Consider the following 14,634-nt stretch of genomic DNA (forward strand, 5'->3'; position numbering starts at 1 on the left):
AGAGCAGGACGTCCGTCGACTCGAGGACGTCGTCGGTGAGACCGTGGTCGGGCTCGTCGAGCGTCGCGGTCCGGACCTCGTGGTCGCCGGCAAGCGCGTCGGCGATGGTCTCGTGAATACCGTCGGGATAGACGGTCGCGACTGCGTCGTCCTCGCGTTCGTGGCGGAACTCGTTCCAAATTGTGACTGCGGCCATGACCGATCGGTCCGCCCCTCGAGACCTTATACTGTCGGTCGTCTCGACGCGCTCCGTGGCGACGGGTCGCGGTGAAATGCAGACTGACGGGCGGCCAGCACAGTGGCTCACAGTCACTGGTATCAGTCGGATAATCAGCGTGTGAGAACACAGCTCGATCTCGAATACTAGCGTAGCCGCTAAAAGTCACTGCACACCCGATCGTACGGCTGCTGTGTGATCGGTGCGTAAATCGATTCAGGTGCTACTATAGAGATACGCAACAGAGCTAAATTCAGGAGCCGTAATAGTATACTAATTCGTGAAATACGAACTGTTTGTACAGATTAATCGGTCACAACCCTTATTTCGATAGCCGACTGCCACACTCTATGGACCAGGATCGGACACAAATGATCTCGAAATGGTTGGTTTCTCACTGCCCCTCCATTGCTGCTGAGACGGAATCAGGGGTCTGGACATGATTGGCGACGGGGTCGGGGTCGGTATCGTCGGCCTCGGTGGCATGGGCAACCTCCACGGGAAAAGCGTTCGAGCGCTCGGCGCCGACGTCGTCGCCGGCGTGGATCTCGTTCCGGAGCAACGAGACCAGTTCGCCCAGGAGTTCGACGCGCGGACCTACGAGACGCACGACGAACTCGTCGTCGACGACGCGGTCGACGCCGTCATCGTGACGACGCCCAACCGATTCCACGAGCCGATCGCCGTCGCGGCCCTCGAGGCGGGGCTGGACGTCCTCGTCGAGAAACCGCTCGCTCACACTCTCGAGAGCGCGGAACGGATCGCCGAAGCGGCGGCGCAATCGCCCGGAATCTGCATGGTCGGTTTCCACAACCGCCACGCGGCGTCGATGGCCATGTTCGACGAACAGCACGCGCGCGGCCGCTTCGGCGATCTGACCCACGTCGAGGCCGAATACGTCCGTCGACGCGGCGTCCCCGGTCCCGGGTCGTGGTTCACCGATCCCGAACTCGCCGGCGGCGGTGCCTTGCTCGATATCGGCGTTCACGCCCTCGACCTCGCACTCTACGCGCTCGACTTCCCCGAAATCGTCGAAGTCAGCGGCGTCACGCGGACCACGTTCGGAACCAGCGAGGAGTACGCCGACCCCGACGGCTTCGGCGACAACTGGGACGCGAAAGCCGAGACCTACGAGGTCGACGACTCCGTCAGCGCCTTCATCCGCTGTGAGGACGGCCAGACCGCCTCGCTCGAGGCCGCGTGGGCGACCAACCGCGAGGAGAGCATGGACTTCAGAGTCCGCGGCACGCGGGCGGGCGCTCAGTTCGATATCGGCGACACCGATCTCCACATTCTCGAGGCCGGAACGGCCGGCTCCGATCACTACGCCGACATCAATATGACGGGCGATACCGCCGTGACCGGCTACGGCGAACAGGACGAGCAGTTCCTCGCGGCCGTCGCCGCGGGCACGACGCCGGAGACGAACACCGTCGAGGAAGCGTTGACCGTCCAGCGGGTCATCGACGCGATCTACCGCTCGAGCGAGTCGGGACGGGCGACCGAACTCGCCGACTCCCGCGTGTCCGAACACCAACTCGAGCAGGCGACGCGACTCGACTAGTCGGTCGTCGTTTTCGAGGCCGTTTCGACGTGCTCTCACTGGCACCGAGCGGAAGCCACCCGCGCAACGCAGAAGTCGCTCTCCGCGACGACCGGAGCGTTCGCTACGGACACGAGAGAAACCCGGAAAATCGCCCGTTCGGCCGACTTACAGCACTTCGTCGAAGTCGTGATGGCCGTGGATGTCGACGCCCTCGTCGGTGATCTCACAGAGGAAGACGCCGTTGCCGGAGCCGGTATCGCGCTCGACGGCGGACTTGATGCTCCGCGCGGCGACCGTCTTCGCTTCCTCGGTGGACATGTCCGGTTCGTAGGCCTGCTCCAGGTGACCGTAGGCGAGTTGCATCCCGCTGCCGGTGACCGTGTAGTCGTCTTCCATGACCCCGCCGGCGGGGTCGATGCTGTAGACGTGGCTGCCCTCCTCGTCGACGCCGCCCAGAATCGGGTGGATGGCGAAGAACGGGCCGCCGCGAGCGAAATTCCCCGCGAGCGTCGCGAGGGCGTCGATGCGCATGTTCTCGCCGCGGCGAGCCTCGTAGAGGTTGACCTCGGCGCGGAGGCTCGAGATGAACGACTGCGCGCCGCCGACGCTGCCGACGAGCGTGAGCGCGCCGGTCGGGTGTATCTGTTCGACCTTCTGGACGTTCTTGTTCGAGACGAACCGCCCGCCGAGGCTGGCGCGCATGTCCGTCGCGATGACGACGCCGTCCGCGGTGGCAATGCCGATCGTCGTCGTACCGGTCTTATTGACGTTGTCCAGATCCGCTCGCGTGAGATCGTTCTGGGGCATCGAACCGATCTCCGGCTCGTAGGGGTTCGGATCGTCGGCCAACTGGTCGACCGTCCGGGAGAAGTCGGAGTCGTCTGTAGGCGTATGCATTGCTGGAACGATACGGCCGGGACGGTATAAAACACCGGCGGTCACCACTGTCGTTTCCGCTTCCACCGACCGCGGGAATCGGTCCTCGAGGGGCGCAGGAACGACGTGAGAACGACTCGAGAGCGACTCGGGTGCGGATGAGTGGCGTGAGGATCCGGACAGAGGGTCGAGAGAGCGGTGGGCGGAAAAGCGGAACTGATGGAGCCAGCGGCTCGGCGGTCGACGAGCAGGAGAATCAGTCTCGGCTCAGTTGATCAGTGCTGTGCGTTTTCGTAGGCTTCCTCGACGTTGGCGAGGATGCGGTGGATCGGCAGTGTGAATCCAGCCTGACGGGCGGCGATCGCGAGTGGCATGGCGGCGATACCGATCACAATACACAGCTGGTATAGTGCGAACAGCGTCGCGTGGTACGCTCGGGATATCATCGGCGTTCAGCCATGCCCAGACGGGGGCCATATATAAGCCTTTGTGAGGTGCACACTCCATCATGATCGTTCACCCGGTTATCGGGTCGCCGCCTGCTTGCGATTCCAGTTCAGTTTCGTTCTGTGCAACTTCAGGCGGACTCGAGGCGATGTACGGCTATGCAGGTGGGAGTTCACACGGTGTTTTCTCGTAACGTATGGAAACGATTCGGTTCGCGTGCGCGCCGCCCATCGACGACGGAAGCGAGCGGACGAGAGTCGAATTGACCCGCTCGAAGACGGCCGCCGACGAACCGCAAGACAGGAAACCCCCCAGACCGACCACGACGTATGGGAAACTATCTCGTCGCGATGGAAGCGGCATGGCTCGTTCGTGACGTCGACGCGATCGACGACGCGATCGGCGTGGCCGTCAGCGAAGCCGGGAAACGACTCAACAGCGAAGATATGGACTACGTCGAGGTCGAGGTCGGCGCGACGGGGTGTCCGGCCTGCGGGGAACCGTTCGACTCCGCCTTTATCGCGGCCGACACCGCACTCGTCGGACTCGGACTCGAGATGGAGGTCTTCAATGCCGACAGCGAGGAACACGCCTCTCGCATCGCGAAGAGCGAGGTCGGCGGCGCACTGCGTGACGTCCCGCTCTCGGTCGTCGATATGATCGAGACCGACGAAGACGACGAGTAGTCGCCGAGCGCAGCGGCGGGAGCGGAGACTCACCCAAAGCTCTTTCTATAACCCGCAGTTATTGTTGCGTATGGAACTCCCGACGCCCGCGGACCTCCGACAGCGCCGTACCGAACTCGGGCTCACGCAAAGCGAACTCGCGGAGACGGCCGACGTCTCCCAGCCGCTGATCGCACGGATCGAAGGCGGCGACGTCGACCCGCGTCTGTCGACGCTCCGACGGATCGTCAACGCCCTCGAGAAGGCCGAGAGCGACGTCATTCGCGCCGACGATCTAATGAACGAGGCGGTCGTCAACGTCGCTCCCGGCGACTCCGTCAGTGAGGCCGCTCGGAAGATGGAGGAGGAAGCGTACTCCCAGCTGGCGGTCATTCAGGACGGAATTCCGGTCGGCTCGATCAGCCAGACGGACCTCGTCCACCTCGACTCCGAAGACCGCGACGAACCTGTCGAGGAACACATGAGCGAGAGCTTTCCGACCGTCTCAAAGGACGCCACCCTCGACGAGATCAGCAACCTGCTCGAACATTACAAAGCCGTGATGATCACGCAGGCCGGCGAAACCGTCGGTATCATCACCGAGGCCGACATCGCCGCGCGCCTCTCCTGATCGAGCGACAGTGGCGCCGCGCTGTGGCGAGACAGTCTCCACGGTCGATGTCGATAACTGGATTATACTACATAGGAATATAGATATAGCTATCTCGTCTACGTTCGAGCATGGAAACCAGTGATCGACTCCTCGAGGCGGGCGACGAGATCTGGACGGCACAGAAGAACCACCCGTTCGTGACGGAACTCGCGGCGGGTACCCTCGATACGGACACATTTCTGACGTGGGTTCGGCAGGATTACCGGTACTTGCTCGACTACGCGCGCGTGTTCGCGATCGCGGGGACGAAGGCCCGCGACGAGGACACGATGACCCACCTGTTCGGCGTCGCTCACAGAACGCTCGATGAGGAGATGGACCTCCACCGGGAGTTCGCCGCCGACTACGGGCTCTCCGCCCGGGATCTCGAATCCGTCCGGAAGGCACCGACCTGCGTCGCCTACACGAACTTTCTGGTGCGGACCGCTCACGAGGGAACGCTTCCCGAAATCGCGGCCGCGATCTATCCCTGCGGACAGGGCTATCTCGACATCGCCGAGCACATGGCCGATCTCGCGCCCGAGACTGACCACCGGTACACGCCGTTCATCGAGACGTACACGAGCGACGCGTTCCGCGAGGTCGTCGACTGGATGCGCGCGTTCGTCGACCGCTGTGGGGACCGCCATCCCGCCGAGTACGAGGCGATGGAAGACGCTTTTCTCACGAGCGCTCGCCTCGAGTTCCGGTTCTGGGAGATGGCGTATCGGCGAGAAGAATGGGGCATCTCGGGATCGGCGGAGTAGGGAGCGCCGTTCGGTTTCCGGAACGGCCGCTCGAGCGTGACTCCGCCGCGAGTCGGACGAGCGGCGATGCTCACTCGATGTCGGGGCGAGGCGCGTTCTCGTATTTGACCATCTTTTCGGGTTTATCGGAAATCGTCTCGTAGATGCGTTTGAGGGTCTCCTCGGCCGCCAGCAGGTTGTGCTCCGCGAGGAACGCACGCCCCTCGTCGGTCAGCCGGTAGAACTTCCAGGGATAGCCCTGCTGGCGCTCGTCGTCCGGGAGCGCGACCGCTTCGACCACGCCGGCGTCGATCAGCTTCTGGACGTGCTTGTAGACGGTCGCCTCGCTCACGCTCGGGTTCAGCCGCTCGAGTTCGTACATCGACGGCAGTCCCTCGGGGTGTTGGAGAATGTTGGCCAGCAACGCGAACCGCGTCTCCTGGGTCACGAAGTGGACGAGTTCGCGCGCGTTCGCCCCCTCGGGAGCCCCCACATCGGTACTCATACGACCACCTATGGAACGCGCCGCCAAGTAGTTTACCCCGAAGTAAATCATTCTACAGTAATTCACTCTGCAGTAATTCTCTCTGTAGTAACTCACCCTGACGTAATTCACCTGATATCTAGCTCGACTATCGGAAACGGAAACGGTACGGCAACTACTATCCCTAATTCGAGCAAATCACCGGGTATGACAGATGACGATCCTCCGGTCCCCGACGGGGTCCTCGCGAGCGCGACGGAGCGACTCGAGGCCGCGGAGCTCTCGCTCGCGGACAACGAGGAGCTTCTCCACGCGCTGAGCGAACTCCGGCCGGTCTACGAGAGCGAGCGCTCGTACTTCGTGCTCGGAAACTACGACCGCGAGCCGATCCGACGCCTGAATCTGGTCGTCGATCGGCTGAACCGCCGCTCGGACGCCTACGCGTTTCGCATGGTCGACGTTCGCGGTGACTGGGACAACGGCATCCAGAAGTTCTGCCTCGTCGCGGATCTGGTCACTCACATCGTCGGCGTCGCCGAGGCGGAGCCGAGCGGCTTCCTCGTCGAACAGGGCTTGCTCGCGGGCACGTCCGACTATTTCGAGAAGAGCCACGTTCTCAAGCGGGAGTACCCGGGCGACGACCGGGCGTTCGACTGGATGCAGGACAGCGTTTTCGACCTGCTCGAGGAGGAAGACCGACTACACCGATGGGAAACCGAAACGGACCTCGTCGAAGCCGCGGAGATGCTCCCGTGAGTCGGTCAGTGAGAGCCTCCCATGAGTTGGTCGGTGAGAGTCCCCGGTCGCACTCACTCGCCGAGCAGGGACACGAACACCGTCGACTCGGCCTTCTGGAGGTGTTCCGCCGCGGTCGCCGTTGCACAGCCCAATTCGCGGGCGACGTCCGCGGTCGTCGCAGTCCGCGGCACGTCGTAATAGCCCAGCTCGAGGGCGGCCTCGACCGCATCCCGCTGCCGGTCGGACAGCCGGCCGACGACGCTGTCGGCAGCGACCTGCTTCCCGCCGACCTGCTCGACGGTGACGTCGACGCCGTCGGGAACGCCGTCGACAGCGGCCTGAATGTCGCGTACCGTTCCGACGATGGTGTCCGTGGTAGTCCCGTCGTCGTTGGACTCGATCGGTGGAACCGTCAGCAGGCTCCCACGAGTGAAGTTCTCGAACAACGAGCGGGCGGCTGACGACACCGCACCCTCGAGAAAACAGTAACACGCTCGATCCGTGATCGGGAGCACCTCGAAATCGGCGACCATCGGACTGTCCGCGAGTTCGCGTTCGAAGCGTCGGTAGTCGCCCTCGAGCCGGAACAGAAACCCCGTCGGCGGGTTCGAGACGTTCCAGTTGACGATTCGCGCTCGCTCGAGGTAGTCAGTCCCGCCTGCCAGCCCTTCGTAGATCGGCGGCGCGTAGGCACCCCGCGGACGGAGCGTGATGCGAACGCGTTTCATACGTCAACCGTTCGAAAAGTGGCTCAAAAACTGTTACTCCGCGTCGAATGCGGGTCGTCGTCGAGTATGAACTCGAGTGGCGATATCTTATAAACGTACCCGAGAAGTTCGGCCGTATCGATTTGCCCCTGAGGCCCGTTCAAGCGAGTATGCAGCGAAACGTCGGCGGATCGGACCGAATCGTCAGGGGAGTCCTGGGAATCTAGCTGCTCGCAGTCGCCATCGCGGCGCACTTCGCCGAGCGGCGCGTCACCGCTGTGACAGCGGCGGTTGCCGCGACCGGGTCGCTGTTCAACGCGACGACCCGCTTTTGCGGCGGGAACTACTTGCTCGGAATCGACACGACCGAGACGGCGTCCTGTTCGCGGGAGTGACGCCGGAGTCAACTGTCGAACCGGATGTGACCGTCGAACCGAACCCGGGCATCGAACCGACTCACCGGTGACCGGACACCGGCACCGGCTCGTAGGGCTCCTCGAGGGACTCCAGTTCCGACTCGGACAGCGATATCTCGAGCGCTTCGACGGCCTGCTCCAGGTGTTCGACGCTGGTCGTGCCGACGATCGGGGCGTCGACCCAGTCCTTGTGGAGCAGCCACGAGAGGGCGATCTGGGCCATCGTCGCGCCCTTGTCGTCCGCCAGGTCCGCGACCCGCTCGTTGATCTCCCGGCCGCCGCCCTCGCGGTAGGGGTGTTCGTACATGTACTCCTCGGTCTCGCCCCGAGTCGTGGCATCGATCTCCTCGTGCGGTCGGGTCAGATACCCGCGAGCCAGCGGCGACCACGGCATGACCCCGACGTCCTCCTTCTCGCAGAGCGGGAGCATCTCGCGCTCCTCCTCGCGGTAGACGAGGTTGTAGTGGTTCTGCATCGTGGCGAAGCGCTCGAGTCCCAGGGACTCGCTGGTGTGTAGCGAGTCGGCGAACTGGTGGGTCCACATCGAGGAGGCACCGATATAGCGGACGTGTCCGCGCCGAACGGCGTCGTCGAGCGCGCGGAGCGTCGTCTCGATCGGCGTGTTGTGATCCCAGCGGTGGGGCTGGTAGAGGTCGATCGTGTCCATCCCCAGTCGCTCGAGACTCGCCGCGAGTTCCTGCTCGATCGCCTTTCGAGAGAGTCCGCCCGAGTTCGGGTCGTCGTCGCGCATCCGGAAGAAGCCCTTCGTCGCGACCACCGACTCCTCGCGGTGGCCCTCGAGCGCTTCACCGAGAATGCGCTCGGACTCGCCTCTCGAGTACATGTTCGCGGTGTCGAAGAAGTTGATCCCGAGGTCGATCGCGCGGTCGATGATCTCCGTGCTCTCCTCGTCGTCGAGCACCCACTCGCGCCAGTCGCTCGAGCCGAAGCTCATACAGCCCAGACAGAGTCGACTGACCTGCATCCCAGTCGAACCCAGTGTCGTGTACTCCATACGAGCGAGACGTGCGCATCCGAAAAAACAGTACGTGCTGTGGCAACCGGCGACAAGTGCCGTCGAACGCCGACGAGTTCCACCGTCCCCGATACAGCGGGCAGTGGGACCCAGCAGCGCGAGCGACAGGTCGACCACACCGCTTCGGATCCGAGAACAAGTGTGCGGTGGCCCGTGCTGAACACCAGTGGGCCTCCGGCGAACGGACCTCCGACTCACGCTGGCGGCTCGGAGAACCATGGCTCAGTGTCGCGAACTCCCCGTTCTGTCGGATCGGAGTGCTCGAGAGCCACTCCAAAAATACGAGTAGCCGGTTCCTCACACGATTCCGCGCAGCAGCGATCCGAGCAGTGGCAACCCGATCCCGCTGGCGACGGTGACGTAGACGATCGGGGTCATCTCGAGCACGGCTCCCGTCGAACTGCCCAGCGAGACGGCGAAGACGACGAGAACGAGGACGCCGAATCCGACCGCACCGGCGACGCCCCGCCACGGGGTCGACGCGACGAGAGCCACGAGCGCCCCGCCGAGGACGAGACCCATCCAGTGGAGCCACGAGAGGGCCAGGCCGAGTCCGACCGCGACGACGACGGCGGCCACGTGAGGTCGTCGATCGGTCCGCACGCGCTCGAGGGCAATTCCGGTGCGGTCGATCGCACTGGGGCTTCCGCCGTCGTCCTCGAGTTCGCCGGATGGAACGTCCGAGTCGGTCGAGACGGGGGAGGCGCTCGAGCTATTGGAACCGCTCGAGGTATTCGTACCGTTCGAGGTGTTCGAACCAGCCGTGTGGGTATCACCCGCGTCGGTTCCGGTCCCGTCTGGTTCGCTCACGACGATCCCTCCGTGAACGAGACGGTGACGTCGCCGTCGGTCGTCAGGTCCATCGGTTTCTGATCGTTGTCGATCCATCGTTCGAACTGATCGCCGTAGTGGGCAGAGAAGTAGTCCCCCGAGTTCCCGCCGGGAAGGATCGCCGTCGCCTCACCGCCTAGTTCGACGACCATCCGCCAACTCGAACCGACGGCGATTCCGACCCGGTAGTTGTTGACGGTCGCCCGCGAGCCGTCCAGCGGCTGTTCGTCGTAGTCGAGGAACGGTGCCTCGACGCTGAAGGGATGTTCGATCGCTCGCGTCGTGTTCCAGTCCCCGTACACCTCCCAGCCCTCGTCGTCGATTTCGTCCAGCGCCACCTCGAGCGCATCGACCATCGTCTCGGCTCGCGATCGGTCCGCGTAGAGGTCGCTATCCGCGGAGAGCGTCGCGATTTCCCAGTCGCCCGGATAGTACGAATCGTCGAGGTCCGCATCCTCGAACTGCGGTTCGACCGTCAGCCGCCGGAAGTGGTCCATCCAGCGGGCGAAGACGAGCGCGCCCTCGCCGTCGCGGTCCATCCGGCGATCCCAGTCGGCGAGCGTCTCGGCAGCGTCCTCGACCCGATCGGCGGAGTCCCCACGCCCCTCGAGGGTCTCGAGCAGTTCGGGAACGAGCTGGTCCGCCCGCCCGTCGCGGGTGTCGCGCTGGAGGTCGCGATGGAAGTCGTGATCCGTCGCCTCGCCGTTCTCGACGGCGTCGTCCAACCGGTCGTAGAGACGGCCGCCGCGGTACGGCGAGGCGTAGGCGACGCCGACGTAGTGTTCGGGGTCGTCGACGACGCGCTGGTTGGCCGTCGCGAGCACGTCCGGATCGATGGCGTGGGGTTTCTCCTCGAAGGGAACGAACCCGTCCCACGAGGATTCGCCGAACGGCGTGAACCCCTCCCACTCGCCCTCGCCGGCGGAGCCGTCGAAGATCCTGTTTCCGGACACCTCATCGCCGTCGACCGTCCGAACGGGGAGTTTTCCCGTCGCGTAGTACAACGTCCGGCCGTCGGCGTCCGCGTAGACGAGGTTCTGGGTCGGCAGATCGAACTTCCGAGTCGACTCGAGCAAGTCATCGAGGCCGTCGCTCCGGCCGAACTCGTACATGGCTTCGGTCGTCCGGGTGGCGGTGTGGCCGGTCCAGGCGACGCCGACCGTCTGCTCCTCCCGCTCGAGCACCGGCCCGTGGACCGTCTTTCTGACGATGATCGACCGATTTTCTGCACCTGCAACGACGAGTTCGTGCTCCTCGAGGTCGAACTCGCGCCACTCGTCGTCGTAGCGGTAGCGCTCGCCGTCGTCGTGGATTTCGTACCGGTAACAGTCGAGTACGTCGGCGCCGACGTTGGTGAACGACCACGTTCCGGACTCGTTGGCACCGGCGATGACGAACGGGACGCCGGGAAAGGTCGCACCCCGGACTGAGTGTTCGGGCGTCTCGATGTGCTGTTCGTACCACAGCGGCGGCGTCATCAGGGTGAGATGGGGGTCGTAGGCAACGATCGGGGTTCCGCTGGTGGTGTGCTCGCCCGACACGACCCAACTGTTCGAGCCGACGCCCGTCGGCGACTCGAATCGCGAAAGCCAGCCCGTCAGTTCCGCGCCGACCGATTCAGATGCGTCACGAGTGTCGTCCTCCTCGCTCGAGACAGCCGTGTCACCGCCGTTCTCGTCGCCCGCTCCACCGTCGCCGCTGCCGTTCTCGCCGACCGATCCATCACCGCCGCCGCTCTCGAGCCGATCCGCGTCGACAGCGTCGCGAAGAATCGGCGTGTCGTGATCCATCCGCTCGGGATAGAGCGTCTCGGAGATGTCTTCGCCGAGTCGGTCGGCGACCAGCGCTCGCCGGAGTTCGCCGAAATCCCCCGTCAGGTCCCACGAGATCTGTTTTTCCATCAGTATCGAGTCGACCGGAGTCCACTCGCGGGGTTCGTACCCGAGGAGTTCGAACTCGAGGGGCAGCGGTTCGTTCTCGATCGCCGCGTTGACGCCGTCGACGTAGGCCTCGACGAGCCGTCCGGCGGGCGTCTCGGCGACGGATTCCCAGGTCGCTTCGGCCGCCCCGGCGAAGTCCATTCGGACGTGGAACTCGTCGTCATCCGCGGTCGATTCGCCGACGATTTCGGAGAGCTGTCCCCGCATGACCCGCCGCTGGAGGTCGAGCTGGAAGAGCCGGTCGAATCCCTGCACGTAGCCGACGGCGAAGTACGCCGCTGACTCGTCGTCCGCCTCGACGTGGGGAACGCCGTGGTCGTCGACCGAAAGGGTCGCCTCGCCGTACGGGCTCTCGACCGTCTCCGGAAGCGTCCGGTCGGCTGCGTTCCAGGTCCGCCCCGAGAGGGGAGCGAACTGCTCGAGCAGTTCTCGAGCACCGGTGAGCGTCAATCCGCCGATACCCGCAGCGAACGCGCCGGCGAGAACGCCACGGCGTGTGGTGTCTGATAGCACAATACGTCCGATTTGGCGCACGCCTCTTAAACATCACGCCAGTGAACAGTATGGTGTCTTGGCGATTTCGGCCGAGACGGGTGCGAACGAGACCCGTCGACTCCGTCTCAGCGGGATTCGAAAGCCAGCGATTCAACGCTCGTTCTGACCGCGAGGACGGTTCCAGCGGCGAGCAGGCAGTAGCCCGCGAGCGAAAGCCAGGTGATCGTCGTGGGATTCCCGATGGCGAACTTCGCGACGGTGTTCCCCGGGTGTTCGGGCAACGCGGTCGCGAGGACCAGCGCGCCGACGATGCCGACGGAGTAACACAGCTGTGCCTGTCGTCTGTCGGGTGCGACGAGCGTGATCGCCGTCCCGGCTGTGGCGATGAACAACGCCAGCGCCGCGACCAGCACGACGAGTGCCATCGGCGACGCGATCACGGTCCCGTTGAACGCGAGCAGGGCGAGCCAGGCGACGGCCTGGATCGGTGCCAAGGCCGCCGTTACGAGCAGTTTCGCGTCGGCGATCTCGACGAGCGACAGCGGGCTGACCCGGAGCACCTCGAGCGTGCCTCGCGATCGTTCCTCGATAATCGAGTCGACGACGAGCGAGTGTCGACTCGGCTACCGGCCCAACAGCCGGTGGATGACGGTTCGTTTACTGGGTCGCTCGGCGAGCAGGACCGAACTGTCGACCTCGTTGACGACGTCCATGTGGAGGGAGTCGCTCACGAGCCGCGAGAGGAGTCCCGCTTCCGTCGCGCCGATGATCACGAGCGAGTGATCGGCGGCTTCGCGACAGATCGCCCCCTCGATATCGCCGGAGTCGTCGATCGTGAGGTCGGCGTCCTCGAGGTCGTGCTCGGTGGCCCAGTTCGCGAGGAATGTCCGCCCGTCCGCGCGCTCCTCGGCGTCGTCGACGACGTGCAGGAGGGACACGTCCGATCCGTCCGCTTGCACGAACGTTCGAGCGACTTCGGCGCTGAGGTCCGAGTCCGGACCGCCGGCAGTGGGAAGGAGAATCCGGGAGGTGTCCAGGTCTCGATCCTTGAGGACGAGGAAATCGCAGGGGAGGTTGTTGGTCAGCTTTCTGATCCGACTCTTGGCGGGACCCGCGCCCCACGGTTGCTCGTCGCCCCAGCCGAGGACGACGAGGTCCGCCCGCTCGCGCTCCGCCGTGTCGAAGACGTCCTCGAACGAGCGGTGGGAGACGACTGTCGAGGTCTCACAGCCGATATCGTACGACGAAATCGTCTCGCGGATCCCGTCCATCTTCCGCTCCGATTCGGAGACGATCCGCTCGTTCCGTCCGGAGCCGTAGCGCATCGACCGCTGGTCGGGTACCTGGACGATGTGGACGGCGTGGACGACCGCGTTCTCGTGGTCGTTCGCCAGCGTACAGGCCAGATCGACGATTCGCGACTCGGTACGCGGATTCGAGATCGGGACGAGCACGCGGTACGTCCCGCTCTCTTCGATCTCCGACACGCCGGCGGTGTCGATCAGGGGAACGTACGACCGGCCGGCGTAGCCGCCGAACAGCCACTCCCGTACCGAAAGCTGGCGTTCGTTCCCATCGAACCGGGCCGACTCGAGGCGGCGTTCGCTCGTCTGGAAGTAGTTGACGACGGTCACCAGCAAGATACCGCCGATGGTGTTTCCGAGGAGGACTGGGAGCACGAACTGGGTCAGGCCAGCGAAGAGACCGAACTCGCCGAGGAAGACGACGTAGGCCATCTCGGTGAACGATGTGACGACGTGGAATAGGTTGCCGATCGGGATCGCGAGGAACGCCATGTAGACGATGACGATTCTGGCGATCGTTTCGCGCGCGGAGTACTCCACCCAGACGACGCCGGCGACGATCAGGCCGGCGAAGGTCGCCTTGAAGAACAGATCGAGCCACGCCGTTTCCATGCCGTGGGTCCCGAGATACATCGCCGCGTCGGCCGCTTCGGGCGAGAACACGCCGCCCCACGCGAGCGCCGCCGCACCGATCGCGCTGCCGGTGAAATTGCCGGCAAGCACGATCGTCCAGTGGCGCAGGAGCGCGGGAACGCTCGCGATCCGCTCGAGGGAGAGCGCGACCGGCGGGAGCGTGTTCTCGGTGTAGAGCTGGTAGCCGCCGATGATGATGTAGAGGAAGCCGAGCGGATAGAGCAGCGCGCTCAGTATCGGATGGCCGTCGGTCGAGGCGTACAGCGAGGCGTACAGCAAGACCGTGATCGTGATCGCGAAGCCGGCGGCGATGCCGCTGAAGAAGAGCTCGCGGCTCCCCGACGTGACCTCCTCGTCGGCCGCGGCGACGATCCGCTGGAAGACCTCGTCGGCGGAGAAGCGATCGCGAACGACCGCGCCGACCGCCGGTGCGCCGCTTCTGGATCGTTCGACCGCCTCTCGGACCTGTTCTTGCTCGGGCGGCTCTCGGTCCGCCTGCTCCTGATCGGGCGGCTCTCGGTCCGTCCGCTCCTGATCGGGTGGATCGGGGTTATTCATTACCAGATACGCCCCCCTAGAGGGACTAAGCGTTTAGGATCTGGCATCGCTGTCCCGTCAAAACGGGTCTCGTGGAGCGGGTACCGTCTCGAGCCCTATAGCGAGTCGGGCTCGAGTCGATCGATACCGCGCCCGATGGCGACGAACGCGCCGATCGCGAGGAGGCCGTACGCGGTGAGCAGCAGCCACGTCGTCGGCGTCGGATTCCCGATCGCGAACTTCGCGACGGTGTTCCCCGGGTGTTCGGGCAACGCGGTCGCGAGGACCAGCGCGCCGACGATGCCGACGGAGTAACACAGCTGTGCCTGTCGTCTGTCGGGTGCGACGAGCGTGATCGCCGTCC

The 14,634-nt window shown here is 64.6% G+C and carries 14 protein-coding genes and 3 pseudogenes; 6 read left to right on the forward strand and 11 right to left on the reverse strand.

Going from position 1 to position 14,634, the window contains the following annotated elements:
• Positions 1 to 196, reverse strand: a pseudogene (locus PGX04_RS20330) (ThuA domain-containing protein); the annotation flags it as partial.
• A gap of 460 nt (positions 197 to 656) precedes the next feature.
• Here PGX04_RS20330 and PGX04_RS20335 point away from each other — a divergent pair.
• Positions 657 to 1,781 carry a Gfo/Idh/MocA family protein gene (locus PGX04_RS20335; RefSeq protein ID WP_273740179.1) on the forward strand — a complete coding sequence of 375 codons (1,125 nt, stop codon included), beginning with the start codon at positions 657 to 659 and terminating at the stop codon, positions 1,779 to 1,781.
• A gap of 147 nt (positions 1,782 to 1,928) precedes the next feature.
• Here the strand turns inward: PGX04_RS20335 and psmB are convergent, their stop codons facing one another.
• Together psmB and PGX04_RS20345 are read right to left on the reverse strand one after the other, a co-directional pair.
• Positions 1,929 to 2,660 (reverse strand): archaeal proteasome endopeptidase complex subunit beta, encoded by a 732-nt coding sequence (gene psmB / locus PGX04_RS20340; protein WP_273740180.1) that lies wholly within the window; start codon positions 2,658 to 2,660, stop codon positions 1,929 to 1,931.
• Positions 2,661 to 2,914: 254 nt separating this feature from the next.
• Positions 2,915 to 3,085, reverse strand: a complete 171-nt coding sequence (locus PGX04_RS20345; protein WP_273740181.1) for a hypothetical protein — start codon at positions 3,083 to 3,085, stop codon at positions 2,915 to 2,917.
• A 330-nt stretch (positions 3,086 to 3,415) separates the two neighbouring features.
• Here PGX04_RS20345 and PGX04_RS20350 point away from each other — a divergent pair, with 330 nt between their 5' ends.
• From PGX04_RS20350 to tenA, 3 genes are all read left to right on the forward strand, one after another.
• Positions 3,416 to 3,772 carry a DUF555 domain-containing protein gene (locus tag PGX04_RS20350; protein WP_273740182.1) on the forward strand — a complete coding sequence of 119 codons (357 nt, stop codon included), beginning with the start codon at positions 3,416 to 3,418 and terminating at the stop codon, positions 3,770 to 3,772.
• 70 nt (positions 3,773 to 3,842) lie between these two features.
• Positions 3,843 to 4,382 carry a CBS domain-containing protein gene (locus tag PGX04_RS20355; protein ID WP_098723762.1) on the forward strand — a complete coding sequence of 180 codons (540 nt, stop codon included), beginning with the start codon at positions 3,843 to 3,845 and terminating at the stop codon, positions 4,380 to 4,382.
• A 110-nt stretch (positions 4,383 to 4,492) separates the two neighbouring features.
• Positions 4,493 to 5,170, forward strand: a complete 678-nt coding sequence (gene tenA, locus PGX04_RS20360; protein WP_273740183.1) for a thiaminase II — start codon at positions 4,493 to 4,495, stop codon at positions 5,168 to 5,170.
• Positions 5,171 to 5,240: 70 nt separating this feature from the next.
• Here tenA and PGX04_RS20365 read toward each other — a convergent pair whose 3' ends face one another.
• Complete coding sequence (locus PGX04_RS20365; RefSeq protein WP_098723763.1) at positions 5,241 to 5,654, reverse strand: MarR family winged helix-turn-helix transcriptional regulator; 414 nt, start codon at positions 5,652 to 5,654, stop codon at positions 5,241 to 5,243.
• Between the two features lie 186 nt (positions 5,655 to 5,840).
• Here PGX04_RS20365 and PGX04_RS20370 point away from each other — a divergent pair, with 186 nt between their 5' ends.
• Positions 5,841 to 6,389 (forward strand): DUF8170 family protein, encoded by a 549-nt coding sequence (locus PGX04_RS20370; protein WP_273740184.1) that lies wholly within the window; start codon positions 5,841 to 5,843, stop codon positions 6,387 to 6,389.
• A gap of 53 nt (positions 6,390 to 6,442) precedes the next feature.
• On the opposite strand, the gene PGX04_RS20375 is transcribed toward PGX04_RS20370, so the two are convergent.
• Entirely contained in the window at positions 6,443 to 7,099 is a 657-nt protein-coding gene (locus tag PGX04_RS20375) for a helix-turn-helix domain-containing protein (RefSeq protein ID WP_273740185.1), read from the reverse strand.
• Positions 7,100 to 7,305: 206 nt separating this feature from the next.
• Here PGX04_RS20375 and PGX04_RS20380 point away from each other — a divergent pair, with 206 nt between their 5' ends.
• Positions 7,306 to 7,473 (forward strand): DUF2892 domain-containing protein, encoded by a 168-nt coding sequence (locus PGX04_RS20380; RefSeq protein ID WP_273740190.1) that lies wholly within the window; start codon positions 7,306 to 7,308, stop codon positions 7,471 to 7,473.
• Positions 7,474 to 7,534: 61 nt separating this feature from the next.
• Here the strand turns inward: PGX04_RS20380 and PGX04_RS20385 are convergent, their stop codons facing one another.
• The 6 genes and pseudogenes from PGX04_RS20385 to PGX04_RS20410 form a co-directional block, all read right to left on the reverse strand.
• The gene (locus tag PGX04_RS20385) at positions 7,535 to 8,509 is read right to left on the reverse strand and encodes an aldo/keto reductase (protein ID WP_273740186.1); all 975 of its coding nucleotides are present in this window, start codon (positions 8,507 to 8,509) and stop codon (positions 7,535 to 7,537) included.
• A 318-nt stretch (positions 8,510 to 8,827) separates the two neighbouring features.
• Positions 8,828 to 9,340 (reverse strand): hypothetical protein, encoded by a 513-nt coding sequence (locus tag PGX04_RS20390; RefSeq protein ID WP_273740187.1) that lies wholly within the window; start codon positions 9,338 to 9,340, stop codon positions 8,828 to 8,830.
• Positions 9,337 to 11,814, reverse strand: a complete 2,478-nt coding sequence (locus PGX04_RS20395) for a penicillin acylase family protein (RefSeq protein WP_273740188.1) — start codon at positions 11,812 to 11,814, stop codon at positions 9,337 to 9,339. The genes PGX04_RS20390 and PGX04_RS20395 overlap by 4 nt, the downstream gene beginning before the upstream one ends.
• 107 nt (positions 11,815 to 11,921) lie before the next feature.
• A pseudogene (locus PGX04_RS20400) lies at positions 11,922 to 12,407 on the reverse strand (ABC transporter permease); the annotation flags it as partial.
• A 12-nt stretch (positions 12,408 to 12,419) separates the two neighbouring features.
• Positions 12,420 to 14,291 (reverse strand): formate/nitrite transporter family protein, encoded by a 1,872-nt coding sequence (locus tag PGX04_RS20405; RefSeq protein ID WP_273740189.1) that lies wholly within the window; start codon positions 14,289 to 14,291, stop codon positions 12,420 to 12,422.
• Positions 14,292 to 14,386: 95 nt separating this feature from the next.
• Positions 14,387 to 14,634 (reverse strand): annotated as a pseudogene (locus PGX04_RS20410) (ABC transporter permease); the annotation flags it as partial.

The sequence above is a fragment of the Natrinema soli genome (genome assembly GCF_028618695.1).